We start from the raw sequence: 17,201 nt of genomic DNA on the forward strand, positions 1-17,201 counted from the left end.
TTTCATTCCAACTCGATGATATCGCAGTAAAATGTGACTAGCCTGCCATTCGGGCTCTCTGTCCGGGTGATAGCCTTTACAACCATTGTTACAGGGGAAAAGATGATGATTTTCCGGCATCGGCTTGCCCGATGATCTTTCCCATTGATCCGGAGTGTGTATGAGCCGACTTGCCTTGCTGTTTTTGCTGGCGGCGTTCGGGCTGGCAGCCAAACCCTTGTCCCCCGAGCAGTTGGAAAATGAACTGGGAGGGATGGAGCGGGTCTACCAGCCGATCGAGTTGTTGCGGGAGCGCCTTGCCCGTTTGCAGCGGGACGGCAACGCCTATCCGCCGTCGCAGCAGATGCGGATCAGTCGTCTGGCTTGCTGGGCCCAATCGGCCGATGACATGCAGGAGTCCCGTACCGCCATCGCCAATGCGGAGCGGATGCTGGCCATTGCGCGCGAGCAGGGTGATGACGCCGCCGTGGCGGAGCTGACGATTTGCCGCGGCTGGTTCAATCAGCTGCTCGGCGAGGTAGCGAAGGCTCGTCATGATTACGATGAGGGGCTGCGGCTGGCAAGAGAGGCCGCCTTGCCAAAGCTGGAGGCGCTGGCGCTGGCCCGCCGGGGGGCCATGCTGTCTTTTCAGGGGGTCTCAGGCCAGGGGCTGATGGATCTCACCAAGGCGCACAATATCTATGAGCAGCTGGGGTTGCCCACCTGGTATCACCAGGCGCAGCTCGAGATTGCAGCCACATTTCGTCGTATGGGCCTCTATGCCGAAGCGCTCGCCACCCTCAACCGGTTGAGCGAACACTTTGCCAGAAGTCACGACGGGTTTGGCTCGGCAAGGCTAAGTGATCAACTGGCGATGGTCTATCTGCAGACCGGGCGTTATCAGGATGCGCTGGGCGAGCTTGAACGCAGTGCGGCCTTTTATAATCAGCCTCAATATCTGATCGAGCATGCCGAACGCATGGTGATGCAGGCCGAGGCTCTGCTCGGGCTGGATCGTCCCGCTGATGCCGGACGCTTGCTGGCACAAGCGGCGAAGGTGCTCTCTCCCGACGTTGACCCCATCCTCCATGCGCATCTCGAGCTGGTGCGGGCGAGGTTGAGAGTCGAACAGCAGGAACCGGCGCCAGCCTTGCGTGCGCTTGAGAAGATTGAGCCGATTTTGAAGGTGGAAGGGCACGTACGCTTTTTGCTCGAGCTCTACTGGGTGCGCAGCCGGGCGCTCGAGTTGCAAGGCGACTATCCGGCGGCACTGGCCGCATTGCGGGAGCATCTGGTGCAGGAACAGCGGCTCGATCAGCTGTTACGGGAACAGAGCACGGCCTGGGTTCGCGGCGAGTTCGAACTGGCCCGTCAGGAGGGGGAGAACGAGCGACTGCGAGTCGAGCAGCAGTTGCAGCAGCAGGAGCTGGAGCAGGTCAAGGAGCGTCGTTTCTGGCTGCTGGTGGTGATGGTGCTCTGCGGGGGACTGGCGCTGCTGACGATGGGGTGGCTGCTTGATCGCAACCGTCGGATGCGTCGTCTGGCCTTTACCGATGAGCTGACCGGCATCAACAACCGCCGTCGCGTGCTACGGCAGGGCAGCGATATGTTGGCGCTGGCTCGCAGGCAGGGCACGCCATTTTGTCTGCTGGTGTTCGATATCGATCACTTCAAGCGGATCAACGATACCCTGGGCCATCATCAAGGAGACAGGGTGCTGCAATGGGTCTCTCGGGCGGCAGATCGACAGCTGCGACACCAGGATCAGTTGGGGCGTACCGGCGGAGAGGAGTTCTTGATCCTGCTGCCGGATACCAGCCTTGAAGAGGCGTGCCGGGTGGCTGAGCGGATCCGTCACTCGGTCGCCAACCGGGCGCTGCCCGGCATGTCGTACCCGGTAACCATCAGTATCGGATGTGCCTCTCTGCGAGACGATGATCAGGATCTGGCGGCCTTGATCCAGCGTGCCGACAATGCGCTGTATCGTGCGAAAGAGGCGGGGCGCAACCGGCTGGAAACAGACGAGTGACGGGCTGGGTATTGTCACTCACCAGGGTGTCATCGCTATTGGGGAGCACACTGATACGGCGATGATGCTCGTCCCCTGCGCTCGTTCTTGCCTGCGATGACAGATTGGCAAGCGCGAGCGCAGAAGACCGTTAGAAGGGCGTTATGCCCAGGCGCTGCCGCCATTGAGGTGAAGCACCTCACCATTCATGTTGTTATTGCTCATCAGGAATAGCGCGGCCTGCGCATAATCTTCTCCCTCTCCCAAGCGTTTCAACGGCAGGCTTTGCGCCACGGCAGCCACTTTTTGTGGGTCATTGCCCAGTGCTTTAAGCAGCATGGGTGTGCGCATGGGGCCCGGGTTGATGACGTTGATCCGACGGGGGGTCAGCTCGGTAACCAGACTGTGAGCCAGCGTTTCAACAGCGCCAGCTGCAACGGCAGGGAGTGCTTTACCTAGTTGTGGGCGGCGCGTCACCATCCCGGACGTGAGCACGATGGAGCCGCGTTCGGACAGTTTGGGTGCTGCGGCGCGGATCGCATGAACACTTCCCCAGAAGCGGCTGTCCATGTTGATTTTCAAATCCTCGATGGCAGCGGTGAGAAAGCTGCCTGGTCGCATGACGGCGGCGGTAATGACGAGATGATCCAGCGAATCCAGCTGGCTGAAAAAGTGATTGACGGAGTCGACGTCGAGAATATCCAGTTGATGGCCACTGGCACTTGGGCCCAGTTCAGCCAGCTCAGTGGCAAGCTGCTCACGGCTGGAACCGCCGATAATGACCTTGGCGCCTTGCTCGATCGCTTGCTGAGCGGTGGCCAGGCCAAGACCCGAGGTACCACCGATAATGACGATCTGTTGATTGTGCAGGGTGGAATGTTTCATGTAATGACCTCTCCATTATGTAGATACGATTTACATATTTGTAGCTGGATAGGGAAAGTCCAAGTATGAAAATTTATCAAGAGTGGTTGTTGCTGGCATGGGGAGGGGGCCAAGTCCACGTGGTCCGGATGCTGCCATCCGATTCGGAGTGTTTGATTTTCTGTTCAGTTGGAACCTGTGGAACGGATGTGCGGCCAAATTATCCTCTCTTGTCAGGCTGGGTATTTTTCACTCGCGCGGGTATAATGTCGCGCAATTTTGCTTTGACTCAGGCGAGAAGACCCATGTAACGCAACCCTCCTCCCTCTCTCCACCAGGTTGGCAACACGCCAGCTGGCGTGGCTTTCGTTGCGTATACATGTGCCGTGAGCGGCATTCCGGATTTATTCCCACGGTGGCTGATGCCACCGCTCAATAGAAGAACGTTGAATTATGTCAGCTGAATTTCTGAGTGAAGTCTCCAAGAGACGCACTTTTGCGATCATTTCGCACCCGGATGCGGGTAAAACCACCATCACCGAGAAGGTCCTGCTGTTCGGACAGGCCATTCAGCGCGCCGGTACCGTCAAGGGCCGTGGCTCGGGCCAGCACGCCAAATCCGACTGGATGGAGATGGAGAAGCAGCGTGGTATCTCCATCACTACCTCGGTGATGCAGTTCCCCTATGCCGACTGTCTGGTCAACCTGCTCGATACCCCGGGTCACGAGGACTTCTCCGAAGATACCTACCGTACCCTGACCGCGGTCGACTGCTGCCTGATGGTCATCGATGCCGCCAAGGGTGTTGAAGACCGGACCCGCAAGCTGATGGAAGTGACCCGTCTGCGTGATACCCCCATCCTCACCTTCATGAACAAGCTGGACCGCGAAGTGCGCGATCCGATGGAAGTGATGGATGAGGTGGAGCGCGAGCTGAAGATCATGTGCGCCCCCATCACCTGGCCTATCGGCTGCGGCAAATCCTTCAAGGGGGTCTATCACCTCTACAAGGATGAGACCTATCTCTATCAGAGCGGTCAGGGCCACACCATTCAGGAGAAGCGGGTGGTCAAGGGGCTGAACAACCCGGATCTGGATGCCGCCGTCGGCGAAGATCTGGCCCGGCAACTGCGTGACGAGCTGGAACTGGTGCAGGGCGCCTCTCCCGAGTTCGATCACGATGCCTTTATCGCTGGCGAGATGACCCCGGTCTTCTTCGGTACCGCGCTCGGCAACTTCGGTGTCGACCACATGCTGGATGGCCTGACTGACTGGGCGCCGTCTCCCATGCCGCGCAAGGCCGAGAGCCGCGAAGTGGTGGCGACCGAGGAGAAGTTCTCCGGTTTCGTATTCAAGATCCAGGCAAACATGGATCCGAAGCACCGCGACCGTATCGCTTTTATGCGTATCGTGTCAGGTACTTACAGCAAGGGCATGAAGATGCGCCATGTGCGTATCGGCAAGGATGTGAACATCTCCGACGCCGTGACCTTTATGGCCGGTGACCGTGAGCAGGCGGAAGACGCCTTCGCCGGTGACATCATAGGTCTGCACAACCACGGTACCATCCAGATCGGCGACACCTTCACCCAGGGTGAAGATCTCAAGTTCACCGGTATCCCGAACTTCGCACCGGAACTGTTCCGTCGCATCCGCCTGCGCGACCCGCTCAAGCAGAAGCAGCTGCTCAAGGGGTTGGTCCAGCTCTCCGAAGAGGGCGCGGTGCAGGTGTTCCGTCCGCTGATCAGCAACGATCTCATCGTCGGTGCGGTCGGTGTGCTGCAGTTTGACGTGGTGGTTTCGCGCCTCAAGAGCGAGTACAACGTCGAGGCCATCTACGAGGCGGTCAACGTCTCCACCGCCCGCTGGGTGGAAGGGACTGACGTCAAGAAGTTCGAAGAGTTCAAGCGCAAGAACGAGGTCAACCTGGCCCTCGATGGCGGTGACAACCTCACCTATATCGCGCCGACCATGGTCAACCTGCGCCTGGCACAGGAGCGTCACCCCGACGTGGAGTTCCGCCAGACTCGCGAGCACTGATAACGGTTTGTTTGCCTGTTGGCAGATAATCAAAGAGACCCCGCTTCGGCGGGGTCTCTTGTTTTGTGCCGTTTTGCCTGTTTTAAGGAGGGATGCAGGGGGTAATGGTTCAGCATATACCAGTCGCAAGCAGCCCTCACCCTAGCCCTCTCCCGGAGGGAGAGGGAACCATCAGAGGTCTGCCTGAAAGATCGCGGAAGTGTTTTGCCCCCTTCTCCCCTTGCGGGAGAAGGGTTGGGGATGAGGGGGGGCTACCCCAGCGTCAGCACCATGCAGATCTCGCAATCCCCGTGGCCGGTGCAACCAAGGGGGCCGGGCAGGTGTTCAAAGCCCAGTGATTCGTAGAGGCTGGTGGCCTCGCGCAGTACCTCTGTGGTCTCCAGATAGCAGCGTCGATAGCCCAAACCGCGAGCGGCATCCAGCGCCTGCAACACCAGCCGCTTGCCAAGACCCAGTCCGCGCAGGGCGGGCATAAAGTACATCTTCTGCAGCTCGCAGACTCCCTCTTCTCCCGCCAATGGCGCGATACCGCCACCGCCGAGGATGGAACCGTCTGGTCCTTCGATGACCCAGTAGCGGCTCTTTTCCCCCTGATAGCTCTGGGAGAGGGTATCGAGATTGGGATCGGATACCCCATACCCCTTGTCGGCGGTGAGGCCATATTCGGCCGAGACGGCGCGGATCACCAAGGCGATCTGGGGATTGTCCGCCGCCGTGATGGGGCGGATCTGGTAACCCCGCTGGCGACGGGCGCGGGAGAGGGCGCTGCGATAGAGCCGCAACCCTTGCCACAGCTGCTCCCGCTCGGGCAGGCTCAACTGCGCCAGCATCTCTTCCATCGCCCCGTCCATCTCCCGGTGCAACTCCAGCAGCATCCCCTGACCGTTGACGGTGAGGCGGGCCTCCTTGCTGCGCCCATCGGAGGGGTGCGGGTGCCAGCTGATGAGCTCCCGCTCGGCGAGGCGTGCCAGCGGACGGCTGGCGTTGGATTTGTCGATGTGCAGCTTTTCTGCCAGCTGCTGATTGGTGGCCGGGGCGTTTTCCAGCTCGATCAGCAGGTGAGCCTCGATGGGGGTGAGGGCCAGATTGCCGCACTGCTGGGAGAGCATGCCGAGTTCGCGAACCAGATCGCGCGACAGGGCGCGCAGGGGACGGGGATCCATATCGTGGTTTCCTTTTTAGTTGTGCATGACAACTAAAATAGCGTAAAAGTTGTAATTCGCAACCTTTTGCTGTGATGATATTGCAGAATATGGGGTGAGCGGCAGTCCCGTTGATTGGGCTGCCGCAGGTGGGGCGGTCGTCAGGCGGCGGCTCTGATAGCCAGCTCCGGGCGGCGGGAGAAGCAGCGGGCGAGCAGCAACATGGTGGCGACGCCTATAGTGCCCAGCACCAGCCAGGGGAGGGCCGGTTGTCCCTGTTGCAGCGAGAAGTCATAGAGGGAGCCGCCGCCCACATAGCCGGTCATGCCTCCCAGCGCCAGTCCGAGGCGGCTGAAGCCCATGTAGCTGCCGCGGGCTGTGGGGTTGGCAAGCCGGGTCATCAGGGTCTCCCGGGCCGGTTCACAGATGATGATCCCCAGATAGAAGCAGGCCAGCAGTACGAAGATGCCGGAGAGGGTGCTGACGAAGGCGACCAGCCCGATCCCCACCGTCATCAGCAGGATACCTGCCATCAGCCGGCTCTCCAGCCGATAGCGCCGCTCGCTGAAACGGGCGATAGGGTAGAGCAGCGCCAGTGACAGCGCCGTTTCCAGGCTGTACATCCAGCCCACTGCAGTGGTTGTGCCGGAGAGCTGCTTGACCAGAATGGGGAAAATCAGCATCACCTGTACCCACAGCATGTAGTAGCCGCTCAGGATCAGTACCAGTCGGCAGAAGGCGCGATCCGCCAGCACCTGTCCCAACCCTTCCCGCATCGGAGTCGGTTTGACCGAGAGGCGGTAGGCGGGCAACAGGGTCCAGTTGCAGAGAGCCGCCAGGGTGAAGAGCCCGGCCCCCAGCAGGCAGACATAGGTGAAGTCAAAGCGAAGCAGCCAGCTGCCGAGCAGGGCACCGGTGACGGCGCCTGCGCTCTCCAGCATCATCAGCAGGGAGATAAAGCGGCCCCGCTCATGGGGACGGGTAAATTTGATCACCAGTGCCGCCCGTGGCGGGTCGAACAGGCAACCGCCCAGACCCGAGAGGAAGCAGGAGAAGATCAGCATGGCGCCGCTGTCGGCCCAGGCCAGGGTGGCAAAGCCGACGGCGCGCAGCAACATGCCGGTGACGATGAGCGGGCGGGCGCCGAAGCGGTCGGCAAGCGAGCCGCCAAAGATCCCCAGCCCCTGCTGGGTCAGCTGGCGCAGGCCGAGGGCCAGCCCCACCAGACCGGCCGCCCAGCCGAGCTGGTCGACGAAGCGCAGGCTGATCATCGGCATCACCACAAAGAAACCCAGGATCACCAGTGTGGTATCCAGCGCCAGAAACCAGCGTCCCCAAAACCTCGCCCTATCGACCATAACGCCCTCTCATTCACAGATACCTTCATTCTGGAGAGGGTTTAGATATAGTGGTAGACGACAACTACCTATATTTCATATCAGGATTATTTATGTCTATGGATCTGGACGATCTGCAACTGCTGCTGGATGTGGCCGAGCTGGGCAGCTTCAGTCAGGCGGCGGCCATTCGTGGCTGGTCACAGCCGCTGGTGAGCCAGCGGATTGCCCAGCTGGAGGAGAGCCTCGGGGCACCGCTGTTTCAGCGTCATCGGCGCGGGGTGACGCCGACCCGTGCCTGCGAGGAGTTTCTGCCATCGGCCCGCTCTGCGCTGGCGATCCTGAGCGAAGGGCGGCTGGCACTGCAGGGGGCGCCTGCGCTGCCTTGTATCCGTCTCTCCAGTCTGCCATCCCTCACTTCGGTGGTGTTTGGCTCGTTATTGATGGAGCTGGTGGACGAGCCGTTCGAGATCCGCTGCACCACGGATCACTCCGGCGAGATCATGCAGTCGTTGCTGACCGGGGAGGCCGATATCGGCTTTGTACTCAAGCGCCCGCCGGTTGCGGGCCTCCAGATGGAGCTGCTCTGCTGCTCCCCCATTATCGCTATCGCCTCGCCATTGCATCCGCTGGCCGGTTGTCACGGTCTCACCCTGGAGGATATTGCCGACCAGCGGCTGGCGCCTCAGGTCTGGGGGCCGGGGTGTGACGTCTTTATCCAGCAGTTGCGGCGGTTGCGGCGGGCCGCCAGCCCCCTGCATGCGGTGCAGCCCGCCAGTGCGGCGCGGGATCTGGCGCTGGAACACGGGTTTATCACCCTGATGCCGGAGCTGGCCATCAAGCGGGATCTGGAGGTGGGGCGGCTGGTCAGGCTAGATGTGCGCAATCTGCCGCAAGAGCATTGGGATGTGATGATGGCGTGGCGCGGTGGCAAGCGGCCCAACCCGGCCCGGGAAACCGTGTTGGCCACCGCCCGCGCGCTGGCGAAACGGTGGCGCAATGAGTAGTACGATGCGGGACAAGGCCCGCATCGGGTGGATCAGTAGCTGGCCTTGAGGGTCACGCCGCTGAACGCGGAAAACCCTGACAGCTGCACATGCCAGGTGCCCGCCTTGGGATTGGTGAACGAGCAACTTTCGTTATTGCCCCCCTTGTAGGGACGGCAGTCGTAACTGCTGCTGGTGGGGGCGCTGCCAAAGCGGACGTAGAGGTCGGCATCTCCAGTACCGCCGCTGCTGCTGATCTGCAGCGACCTGGTGCCCGCAGGTACGTTCAGGGTGTAGTTGAGCTTGCCACCCTTGCTGGCGGCGAGGTTGCTCACCGGCACGCCGTTTTGCAGCACGTTGTCGCTTGGTGGCGGCGTGCTGCCGCAGCTGGCATCAACCCCGACGGTCTGGAAGGCCCGTGCCACATCCGCCTGACTGTAACCCAGATCGGCGGTCGCCCGGCTGACGCCGCAGGCCCCTTGCTGGTAGTTGGTGTTGGCGCCCCAGTAGAGGCGGTTGGCCAGCAGGAACACTTCAAATGCCTTGCGGGTGTTCCAGCCGCTGCTGGTGGCGAGCAGGTAGAAGGCGCGGTTATAGACCCCGGAGCTGTGGTGTACATCCATCCCCTCCTGATAATCTGCGGCATGGCCGATGGATCTGCCATCCCGGGTCGGATCCTCGAAGTAGCGCAGGGAGCCGTTGCCCTTGAAGATCTGCGCCCCGACCAGCCAGTCGTTGCTCCCTTTCATGTAGAACTCGGCCGCTTCCCCGGCCATATCGGAGAAGGCCTCGTTGATGCCGCCGGATTGTCCTGAATAGACCAGCCCGGAGTTCTGTTCGGTAAAGCCGTGGCTCACCTCGTGGGCCGCCACATCGAGGCTTACCAGCGGGTGGAAGGTGGTGGCGCCGTCACCGAAGGTCATCTGGCTGCCATCCCAGAAGGCATTCTCGTAATTCTTGCTGTAGTGAACCCGCATCTTCAGTTTGAAGGTGAGGGGCGCCGTGTTGTACCAGTTGCGGTACATTTCGAACACCACGTTGCCGAAGTAGTGGGCGTCGTTGAGGGGCGAGTAGGCGCCGTTGATCTCCTTGACCCGGTTCTCCGGGCAGGTGAACTGGTGGATGGCACCGCCTGAGATGGCGTGGTTGAGGTTGATGGTATCGACGTTGGGGCTGGTCATCCGGCAGTTGTCATCGACGATGAGCGGGCCAAAGTCGGTGCCGTAAAAGTATTTGCCGGTCTTGATGTTGCCCCCCGGGCCGCTGGCGTCCTTGTGGTTGATCCCCTCCCAGCGTTTGAGCTCCTCACCGCTCTGGGCATCAAGAATGACGAAGGGGCGGCTTGGCTTGTCACCTTCGGCGATGAAGGATACCTGATAAACCAGCCGGGCCAGCCCGTTCTCATCCTGCATCACGTAGAGTTTGACCTGTTCGTTGCTCCCCTTGCTGCCCCCCTTGGCCTTGCTGGCAGCGTCCTGTGGCGAGAGGGTGGCGGCCGGGCTTGCCACATCCTGATCGATCTGGCGCAGCATGCGTCCACTGGCCTGTTGCAGTTGGCCGTTCAGGCTCTTGTCAGCCACCACCACCTGACCCATTACCGGGATGCCGTTCCAGACCTGCTCGTAGCGGACCCGCTGCTGGCCGTTGGGCAGCTTGACCACCCGCACCTGACGAAACTCGCCATCTTCCAGCTGCAAGGTACCACTCGCGGCACTGAGGCCTGTCATGGCCCGGATGCCGTTTGCCGTTACGTTGATCTCTACCTCTTGCGCCGCCAGTGCGGCGCTTCCCCAGCAGGCCAGCGCAACGGCCAGATAAATTTTATTCATCTCTTCTTTCCTTAAATCGATGAGGTTGATAAACCGACCGAAGGTCGGGCGTTTTGAAGCTAGTGCCGGTGGGGGAAAGTGCCCCCTGTCAAAAGTGACAGCGCAGCACAAAGGGGTAGCAGGATCTGCCAAAGTGCCGTTTGGGGGGCATTTATCGGCGTCATGTGGAGAGCATTATCCGGTTTCAGACTCCCACCCTCCTCTTTTGAGGGAGGAGAGTACGTGCGCTGTCACCCTCTGCGAAGCCTGCCGGAGGGGGGCCGTAAAAGTGGCTGGCGCGGCCAGTGGCGATTGGCTACATTGGGTGGCTGGTTCGCTATTTGATCACTGATTTGAAAGGAGAATCCCATGTTTTCATGGCAGTTGGACGACGAGCTTGCGCTGCTCTTCTTGCAGCCCGATATGGCGAGCGAACTGTTTGCCCTCTGCAATGACAACCGGGAGTACCTCTCCCAGTGGCTACCCTGGCCGCCACTGATCCAGCGCCCCGTTGACAGCGCCCTCTTCATTCGCAGTGCCATCGAGAAGTTCGCCCGGGGCGAGGGGCTCACCACCGCCATCGAGTATCAGGGGGAGGTGGTGGGGGTCATAGGTTACAACAGCATCGATCACGACCTTGGCAAGGTGGTCATCGGCTACTGGCTGGCGGAGCGCTGGCAGGGCAACGGTATCATCACCCGTGCCTGTCAGGCCCTGATCCACCACGCCTTCGAGGAGATGGGGATGGAGAAGGTGGAGATCAGCGCCGCCACCGATAACGAGCCCAGCAGGGCTGTTTGTGAACGGCTCGGGATGCAGCAAGAGGGGGTGACCCGGCGCGCAGAGCGGCTGGGCAACCGGATTGTGGACCATGTCCACTACAGCCTGCTGCGCGATGAGTGGCTAAGACAGAGGGAGTCCTGATGGCGCTGCCACATATCAAGACGGCCCGCACCCACCTGACCATACTGTCGCCGGATCAGGCCCCCATGATGCTCGACTTCTACCGGCGCAACCGCGCCCATCTCGCCCCCTGGGAGCCGCTGCGCGACGAGCACTTTTACACCCTCTCTTACTGGCATGCCCGGCTGCAGGACAGCTACAGCCAGTTCTTCAACGGCACCGGCGTCAATCTGGTGGCCCTCGATCCCGCTGGCGAGCGGGTGATCGCCCCCTGCAACTTCAGCAATATCCTGATGGGGGTCTTCAAGGCGTGTCATCTGGGCTATGCCATCGACCAGCAGCATCAGGGGCAGGGGGTGATGAGAGAGGTGCTGTCAGCCGCCATTGACTACCTGTTTCGGGAGCACGATCTGCATCGCATCATGGCTTGCTATATGCCTGCCAATCAGCGTAGTGGCGCCTTGCTGGAGCGGCTCGGCTTCGAGCGGGAGGGATTCGCGCGGGCGTATCTGATGATCAATGGCCGCTGGGAGGATCACATCCTCACCTCGCTGATTAATCCGGCGCCCTGAGCGACAGATAAAAAAACGGGCCCGAAGTTGCCTTCGGACCCGTCTTCGAATGAGGTGCAGGCTTAGTTGGCCTTGGCATCGCTCACTGCAGCTTCAACCTTGGTAGCGGCTTCGTCAGCAGCTTTTTCTACGGTTGCAGTCGCTTCGGAGGTGGCCTTCTCTACGGTAGAGGTGGCTTCGCTAGCGGCTTTTTCTACAGTGGCAGCAACTTCGGCGGCCGGAGCAGCAGCAGGAGCGGCAGCTTTTTCTTCTTTCTGACCGCAAGCAGTCAACATCAGACCCAGGATACCGGCTACCAGTACTTTGTTCATGTGCATTCCCTCAAAAAAAGATGGAGAGATGGTCTGTGCAACCATCACAGCGCCCACCGTTGCCCGGTATTGAAACAAGAAGCCGGGAGGCAGCAGGCGGGCGCAATATAGCCCCATTAGTTACCGATGAAAACGGATATCACAATGACATTTTTTCGTGCCGTGGATAAAAAGCTCCACTGCAACGACTGATATCAATACAAGATGCCGTTAAATGGCACTAATTGCACAATAAAACACCACTTTGTTGCCATCTTGTGGCGGTTTAACAAGGTCAAGGTTGGTCAAGCGCGGCCGATGACCCGCACCTTAGTCAGACAGCTTCTGACAGGGCAGCCGTTTTCCCTCAAGGTGGCTCTGACGGGCCAGATCCAGCAGCGCCATCACCGCCAGCGCTTCACTTGCTGGCACCGGGTTGCTCCCTTCGCCCTTGATGGCGGCGCAGACACCGCGATAGTAGGCGCCATAATCCCCCGCCTCACCCACCACGCTCTGCTGCTGTAACTGACCATCGACAATGCGGCTGAGCTGACCGGGTTCACTATCCATGCCCCAATCCGCCGCCGGTGGCCGCTTGCCCAGTTTGAGCTGATCTTCCTGCACATCCATACCGAATTTCACGAACGAACCCTGGCTGCCGTGAATGACAAAGCGCGGCATGGTGGCTGAAACCAGACAGCTGCCATGCAGAATAACCCGCAGAGCACCGTAACCCAGCACCACATGGAAGTAGTCGTCAGCCAGTGCGCCGGGGCGCTGCTCGGCCAGATCGGCCTGCAGCCAGTCCGGTTGGCCGAACAGCTGCAGCGCCTGATCCAGTACATGGGGGCCGAGATCGAACCAGAGGCCGGAACCCGGGCCACCCGCTTCGCGCCAGCGCTGGCGCACTTCTGGGCGATAGCGATCGAAGTGGGATTCGAACTGGGCGATCTGTCCCAGCGTCCCTTCGGCAATCAAACGGCGCACGGTAAGAAAGTCTCCGTCCCAGCGCCGGTTGTGGAAGATGCTGAGCAGTCGCTGCTGCTTTTCGGCCAGTTCGACCAGTGCTTGCGCCTCGGTCAGATCCAGAGCAAAGGGCTTATCGATCACCACATGTTTGCCTGCCAGCAGCGCCTGGCGGGCGAGGGGGGCATGGGTGTCGTTGGGGGTGGCGATCACCACCAGATCGACGGTCTCATCCCTCAGCACCTCCTCCAGTGAGCCGACCCGGCAGCCGGGCAGATCGGCCTGCACCTTGGCGGCATCGCGGCTTACCACCCAACTGAGGGACAAGCCCGGCGTGGTGGAGAGGAAGGGGGCGTGGAAGGTCTTGCCTGCAAAGCCATAGCCCACCAGGGCTGCGTTGAGAGTGTGGCTCATCGGGAGTTCTCCGCTGACATCGAGTGAGTGGGGTTGCCATCGCAGGCTCTCTGCCGGATGGCCATATGCTGTAAAGGCGATACAAACGAGAAGGGGGCCGATGGCCCCCTGAGTGTGCCCATCAGAGCACAGGATTTATTGCAAACACAAGCGGCGACCGCGTCGGGTCATCAGCATCACCAGAGGCGGCAGCAGCAGCCACATATGCAGCGCCAGCTGGCTGAGCGGGTCGTGCATCAGGGCGCCGGTCAAGCCAACCAGGGCGCCGGAGCCGCTCATCTGGAACAGGCCGAGCAGAGCTGCGGCGGTACCGGCGCAGTGGCCGAACGGTGCCAGCGCCATCCCGGCGGCTGAGCCCAGAATCATGGCAAAGCCGATGCTGGAGAGGAATACCGGCCCCATCATCGCCAGTGGATGTTCGATGTGCATGGCCAAAGTCAGGGTGATGGCCGAGAGCATCAACACCAGCAGGCCGATGCGCAGGGTGCGTCTTGGCCCCACCTTGGCGATAAAGCGCGGCGCCATAAAGCAGGCCAGGATGTTGAGCGCGGCGTTGGCGGTAAACCAGTAGCTAAAGCCGCTCATATCGAGCCCCAATTTCACCATCAGCTGCACCGGTGCGGCGGTGACATAAGCGAGGATCACCGCCATCGCCAGCATGCACAGCGCCGCGTTGAACAGGAAGCTGGGGGAGCGCAGTACCGGGCTGTAGCGAGACCAGCTGATGAGGACCCCTTCACTGCGGGTCTCCTCCGGGCGGGTCTCCGGCATCCGCCACATCAGCCAGCAACCGACGATGAGCGCATAACCGGCCATAAACCAGAAGTTGGCAGACCAGCCCGCCTTGGCGGTGAGCCAGCCACCGAGCAGGGGCGCCAGCGCAGGAATAAAGCAGATGGCGCCATTGAGGTAGGAGATCATCTGACCGCTCTTTTTCGGGCCATAGCTGTCACGCACCACCGAGAAGGCGGCGACCGAAGTAGCGCAGGCGCCGAAGCCCTGCAGCACCCGGGCCAGCATCAATTCGCCGAGGCTGGCGGCAAAACCGGCCCCCAGCGCGCTCAGGCCATAGAGCAGCACGCCGCCCAGCGCGATGGGCTTGCGACCGTAGCGATCGGCCAGCGGGCCAACAAGCAGTTGCCCCAGTCCCATGCTGAACAGGAACCAGGTGATGGTGCCCTGCATCAGGGTTACTTCGGCGCCCAGCTGCTCGGCCATCTGCGGAATGGCGGGCAGGTAGATGTCGATAGCCAGCGGACTGAACAGCACCAGTAGTACGAGTAAAAGTATCAATGGCATCTGTCACCTCTTTAGTCAGCCAGGTTAATGAATTGGGGCGCGAGTCTACTGACTCACAGTAATGAATAGAAATGGTATTTAATCACTTTGGTTATTCCATTATGGAAACATGTATTAAAAAGCTGGTTATTCGATGGCGGCAAATCCCCCGTAACCCCATCACAGCGGGTGTAATTGGCGCTTTTACTAAACGCTTGCGCCGCATAGAATGCGCAGATTATTTTTGCGGAGGTGCTCGATGAACAAGCTTGTCCTGGCAACAGGTAACCAGAAAAAGGTGAAGGAATTGGCCGCCATGCTGGCCGATATGAAGATCCAGGTGATCCCACAGAGCGAGTTTGCGGTCTCCGATGCCGATGAGACCGGCACCACCTTCGTCGAGAATGCCATCATCAAGGCCCGCCACGCCGCCCGCATTACCGGTCTGCCCGCCGTGGCCGATGACTCCGGACTGGAAGTCGATCTGCTGCAAGGGCGCCCCGGCGTTTACTCCGCCCGCTTTGCCGGTGTGGGTGCCGGTGACAAGGCCAACATCGAGAAGCTGCTCGGCGAGCTGCAAGGTGCCCCTGAGTACCTGAAAAGTGCCCGCTTCTGGTGTGTGCTGGTCTATATGCGCCACGCCGACGATCCCACTCCCATCATCTGTCAGGCGAGCTGGGAAGGGATGATCATCGACGAGCCGCGCGGTCAACATGGCTTTGGCTATGACCCGGTATTCTTCGTGCCGGATCACGACTGCACTGCCGCCCAGATGCCGGCCGAACTGAAAAACCAGCTGAGCCATCGCGGTCAGGCGCTGGCCAAGCTCAAAGCGGCGCTGGCTGCGGCGCACTGAGCCACTTCGCCATCTTGTTGGTTACACACGGTCAATCACACATAGTCATCTACAATGGGGGCCTTGAGCCCCCGTTTTATTGGAAGCCCCATGCTGCAACTGCCGCCGCTCTCTCTCTATATTCATGTGCCCTGGTGCGTCCAGAAGTGCCCTTACTGTGACTTCAACTCCCATGCCCAGAAGGGGGAGTTGCCTCACCTCGAATATGTCGCTGCCCTGCTGGAGGATTTGGATCAGGATCTGAAGTGGGCGCAGGGGCGGCCGCTCTCCTCGATCTTTATTGGCGGCGGCACCCCCAGCCTGCTGACGGTGGAGGCGATGCAAACCTTGCTGGACGGGGTGCGGGCCCGCATTCCGCTCACCGCAGATTGCGAGATCACCATGGAGGCCAACCCGGGCACGGTGGAAGCGGACAAGTTCGCCGGTTTCCAGCGCGCCGGCATCAACCGCATCTCCATCGGGGTGCAGAGCTTCCAGCAGGAGAAGCTGACCCGCCTCGGTCGCATTCACGGCCCGGAAGAGGCGCGCAAGGCGGCGGCACTGGCCCACGCCATCAAGTTGCCCACCTTCAATCTGGATCTGATGCACGGTCTGCCGGATCAGAGTCTGGATGATGCCCTTTATGACCTGCAGCAGGCTATCGACTGCGCCCCGCCGCACCTCTCCTGGTATCAGCTCACCATAGAGCCGAACACGGCCTTTGCCTCCAAACCGCCCAAACTGCCGGAAGATGACACCCTGTGGGACATCTACGAGCAGGGTCACGCCATGCTCACCGCCAGCGGTTATCGCCAGTACGAGATATCGGCTTATGCCAAAGAGGGCTACCAGTGCCATCACAACCTCAACTACTGGCGCTTTGGTGACTATCTGGGGATCGGCTGTGGTGCTCACGGCAAGGTGACTGATCTCGCGGCTCAGCAGATCCTGCGCACCGCCAAGGTGAAGCATCCGAAAGGGTATCTGGACAAGAGTCGCCCCTATCTGGACGAGCAGTGGCAGGTGACGGCAGACGATCTGCCGCTCGAATACTTTATGAACCGCTTCCGCCTGTTTGAACCGGCCCCCAAGGCGGAGTTCGAGGCCTATACCGGCTTGCCGCTGGAGCGGGTCGAGACAGTGCTCGCCATCGCCCAAAGCAAGGAGCTTATCGAGGATCTGGGGGATAGCTGGCAGCTCACTTCTCTCGGCCATCGCTATCTCAACGTGCTGCTCGAACTCTTTATGGATGAGTGAGCGGCCTGTTGAGGCTGTGAGTTGGCGTTGCCAAATCGCTTCTTCTGTCAAAACAATCAGGGCGCCATTGGCGCCCTGATTGTTTATGGTCGGTAGAAACCCGCTCAGCAGCAGACGCGGATCATCTGCTGTTGGCCGGGCTCCCACCGCTTGCCGAATTTGGCCTTGCGCTGGTAACTCCCCTTGCCCTTCTTGTTGCGCTCGACCCGGCTGCGAAACAGGGGATCGGAGAGCAGGGCGTGCAGATGGTTATCCTTTATTTCGCCGCGCTGATGGGCATAGCAGCCCCCTTGCGCATTTTCCTCACGGGGGAGGGCGGGTTGGTCGACCCGGATCTTGGCCATGATGGCTCCTCTTCTTTTCTCTTAGTGTTGATTCTTGTGTCTGGATGGCGGTTTTCACTGCGGGCGCCTGTTCAGGCTAGCGCCCGGCAACCGGATGCACTTGCACCGGTTAAAAACGCGGCGATTTTGTCACCAAATCGCCGCCGGAGCAATGCGTCGGGCGCGCCGAGTCAGTCAC

At 60.6% G+C, this 17,201-nt stretch carries 15 protein-coding genes; 7 read left to right on the forward strand and 8 right to left on the reverse strand.

Features of this window, described 5'->3' with window-relative positions; translation table 11 throughout:
• The first annotated feature begins 160 nt into the window (after positions 1-160).
• The gene (locus tag ACTG2S_RS05020) at positions 161-2,008 is read left to right on the forward strand and encodes a diguanylate cyclase (protein WP_439982084.1); all 1,848 of its coding nucleotides are present in this window, start codon (positions 161-163) and stop codon (positions 2,006-2,008) included.
• Positions 2,009-2,149: 141 nt separating this feature from the next.
• Here ACTG2S_RS05020 and ACTG2S_RS05025 read toward each other — a convergent pair whose 3' ends face one another.
• A complete protein-coding gene (locus ACTG2S_RS05025) occupies positions 2,150-2,872 on the reverse strand; it encodes an SDR family oxidoreductase (protein WP_439982085.1) in 723 nt (240 codons plus the stop codon).
• A gap of 429 nt (positions 2,873-3,301) precedes the next feature.
• On the opposite strand from ACTG2S_RS05025, the gene prfC reads away from it, so the two are divergent.
• On the forward strand, positions 3,302-4,891 hold the full coding sequence (gene prfC / locus ACTG2S_RS05030; RefSeq protein WP_085942070.1) for a peptide chain release factor 3: 1,590 nt from the start codon (positions 3,302-3,304) through the stop codon (positions 4,889-4,891).
• Positions 4,892-5,142: 251 nt separating this feature from the next.
• Here the strand turns inward: prfC and ACTG2S_RS05035 are convergent, their stop codons facing one another.
• Both ACTG2S_RS05035 and mdtH read right to left on the reverse strand, forming a co-directional pair.
• Positions 5,143-6,054 (reverse strand): bifunctional helix-turn-helix transcriptional regulator/GNAT family N-acetyltransferase, encoded by a 912-nt coding sequence (locus ACTG2S_RS05035; RefSeq protein WP_274160582.1) that lies wholly within the window; start codon positions 6,052-6,054, stop codon positions 5,143-5,145.
• 140 nt (positions 6,055-6,194) lie between these two features.
• Positions 6,195-7,391: a multidrug efflux MFS transporter MdtH gene (mdtH, locus tag ACTG2S_RS05040; protein WP_005340523.1), complete on the reverse strand. Its 1,197-nt coding sequence runs from the start codon at positions 7,389-7,391 to the stop codon at positions 6,195-6,197.
• 92 nt (positions 7,392-7,483) lie between these two features.
• Here mdtH and ACTG2S_RS05045 point away from each other — a divergent pair, with 92 nt between their 5' ends.
• The gene (locus ACTG2S_RS05045) at positions 7,484-8,377 is read left to right on the forward strand and encodes a LysR family transcriptional regulator (protein WP_216980120.1); all 894 of its coding nucleotides are present in this window, start codon (positions 7,484-7,486) and stop codon (positions 8,375-8,377) included.
• 32 nt (positions 8,378-8,409) lie between these two features.
• On the opposite strand, the gene ACTG2S_RS05050 is transcribed toward ACTG2S_RS05045, so the two are convergent.
• Entirely contained in the window at positions 8,410-10,185 is a 1,776-nt protein-coding gene (locus ACTG2S_RS05050) for a M4 family metallopeptidase (protein ID WP_274160583.1), read from the reverse strand.
• Positions 10,186-10,533: 348 nt separating this feature from the next.
• Between ACTG2S_RS05050 and ACTG2S_RS05055 the strand changes: the two genes are divergently transcribed.
• Both ACTG2S_RS05055 and rimJ read left to right on the forward strand, forming a co-directional pair.
• Positions 10,534-11,088, forward strand: a complete 555-nt coding sequence (locus tag ACTG2S_RS05055) for a GNAT family N-acetyltransferase (RefSeq protein ID WP_115522024.1) — start codon at positions 10,534-10,536, stop codon at positions 11,086-11,088.
• A complete protein-coding gene (gene rimJ, locus ACTG2S_RS05060) occupies positions 11,088-11,639 on the forward strand; it encodes a ribosomal protein S5-alanine N-acetyltransferase (RefSeq protein ID WP_274160584.1) in 552 nt (183 codons plus the stop codon). Before ACTG2S_RS05055 ends, rimJ begins: the two co-directional genes overlap by 1 nt.
• 62 nt (positions 11,640-11,701) lie before the next feature.
• Here rimJ and ACTG2S_RS05065 read toward each other — a convergent pair whose 3' ends face one another.
• From ACTG2S_RS05065 to ACTG2S_RS05075, 3 genes are all read right to left on the reverse strand, one after another.
• Positions 11,702-11,950, reverse strand: coding sequence for a hypothetical protein (locus tag ACTG2S_RS05065; protein ID WP_042030661.1), 249 nt, complete (start codon positions 11,948-11,950; stop codon positions 11,702-11,704).
• 309 nt (positions 11,951-12,259) lie between these two features.
• A complete protein-coding gene (locus ACTG2S_RS05070; RefSeq protein ID WP_274160585.1) occupies positions 12,260-13,309 on the reverse strand; it encodes an oxidoreductase in 1,050 nt (349 codons plus the stop codon).
• 135 nt (positions 13,310-13,444) lie between these two features.
• Complete coding sequence (locus ACTG2S_RS05075) at positions 13,445-14,608, reverse strand: multidrug effflux MFS transporter (RefSeq protein ID WP_180343343.1); 1,164 nt, start codon at positions 14,606-14,608, stop codon at positions 13,445-13,447.
• Positions 14,609-14,846: 238 nt separating this feature from the next.
• Between ACTG2S_RS05075 and rdgB the strand changes: the two genes are divergently transcribed.
• Together rdgB and hemW are read left to right on the forward strand one after the other, a co-directional pair.
• A complete protein-coding gene (gene rdgB / locus ACTG2S_RS05080) occupies positions 14,847-15,443 on the forward strand; it encodes an RdgB/HAM1 family non-canonical purine NTP pyrophosphatase (RefSeq protein WP_005340539.1) in 597 nt (198 codons plus the stop codon).
• A 90-nt stretch (positions 15,444-15,533) separates the two neighbouring features.
• Positions 15,534-16,679 (forward strand): radical SAM family heme chaperone HemW, encoded by a 1,146-nt coding sequence (gene hemW, locus ACTG2S_RS05085; protein ID WP_274160586.1) that lies wholly within the window; start codon positions 15,534-15,536, stop codon positions 16,677-16,679.
• Positions 16,680-16,783: 104 nt separating this feature from the next.
• Here hemW and ACTG2S_RS05090 read toward each other — a convergent pair whose 3' ends face one another.
• Positions 16,784-17,023, reverse strand: a complete 240-nt coding sequence (locus tag ACTG2S_RS05090) for an alternative ribosome-rescue factor A (protein WP_019444977.1) — start codon at positions 17,021-17,023, stop codon at positions 16,784-16,786.
• Between the last annotated feature and the right edge of the window lie 178 nt (positions 17,024-17,201).

The sequence above is a fragment of the Aeromonas sp. 82P genome (assembly GCF_051919365.1).
Lineage (GTDB): Bacteria > Pseudomonadota > Gammaproteobacteria > Enterobacterales > Aeromonadaceae > Aeromonas > Aeromonas veronii.

What these genes read in the sequence shown, in the direction of transcription:
- ACTG2S_RS05025 (WP_439982085.1), bottom strand. Translation starts at nt 2,872, where the DNA reads ATGAAACATTCCACCCTGCACAATCAACAGATCGTCATTATCGGTGGT.
- ACTG2S_RS05065 (WP_042030661.1), bottom strand. Translation starts at nt 11,950, where the DNA reads ATGAACAAAGTACTGGTAGCCGGTATCCTGGGTCTGATGTTGACTGCT.
- ACTG2S_RS05090 (WP_019444977.1), bottom strand. Translation starts at nt 17,023, where the DNA reads ATGGCCAAGATCCGGGTCGACCAACCCGCCCTCCCCCGTGAGGAAAAT.
- hemW (WP_274160586.1), top strand. Translation starts at nt 15,534, where the DNA reads ATGCTGCAACTGCCGCCGCTCTCTCTCTATATTCATGTGCCCTGGTGC.
- rimJ (WP_274160584.1), top strand. Translation starts at nt 11,088, where the DNA reads ATGGCGCTGCCACATATCAAGACGGCCCGCACCCACCTGACCATACTG.
- ACTG2S_RS05070 (WP_274160585.1), bottom strand. Translation starts at nt 13,309, where the DNA reads ATGAGCCACACTCTCAACGCAGCCCTGGTGGGCTATGGCTTTGCAGGC.
- ACTG2S_RS05075 (WP_180343343.1), bottom strand. Translation starts at nt 14,608, where the DNA reads ATGCCATTGATACTTTTACTCGTACTACTGGTGCTGTTCAGTCCGCTG.
- ACTG2S_RS05045 (WP_216980120.1), top strand. Translation starts at nt 7,484, where the DNA reads ATGTCTATGGATCTGGACGATCTGCAACTGCTGCTGGATGTGGCCGAG.
- ACTG2S_RS05020 (WP_439982084.1), top strand. Translation starts at nt 161, where the DNA reads ATGAGCCGACTTGCCTTGCTGTTTTTGCTGGCGGCGTTCGGGCTGGCA.
- ACTG2S_RS05055 (WP_115522024.1), top strand. Translation starts at nt 10,534, where the DNA reads ATGTTTTCATGGCAGTTGGACGACGAGCTTGCGCTGCTCTTCTTGCAG.
- mdtH (WP_005340523.1), bottom strand. Translation starts at nt 7,391, where the DNA reads ATGGTCGATAGGGCGAGGTTTTGGGGACGCTGGTTTCTGGCGCTGGAT.
- ACTG2S_RS05050 (WP_274160583.1), bottom strand. Translation starts at nt 10,185, where the DNA reads ATGAATAAAATTTATCTGGCCGTTGCGCTGGCCTGCTGGGGAAGCGCC.
- rdgB (WP_005340539.1), top strand. Translation starts at nt 14,847, where the DNA reads ATGAACAAGCTTGTCCTGGCAACAGGTAACCAGAAAAAGGTGAAGGAA.
- ACTG2S_RS05035 (WP_274160582.1), bottom strand. Translation starts at nt 6,054, where the DNA reads ATGGATCCCCGTCCCCTGCGCGCCCTGTCGCGCGATCTGGTTCGCGAA.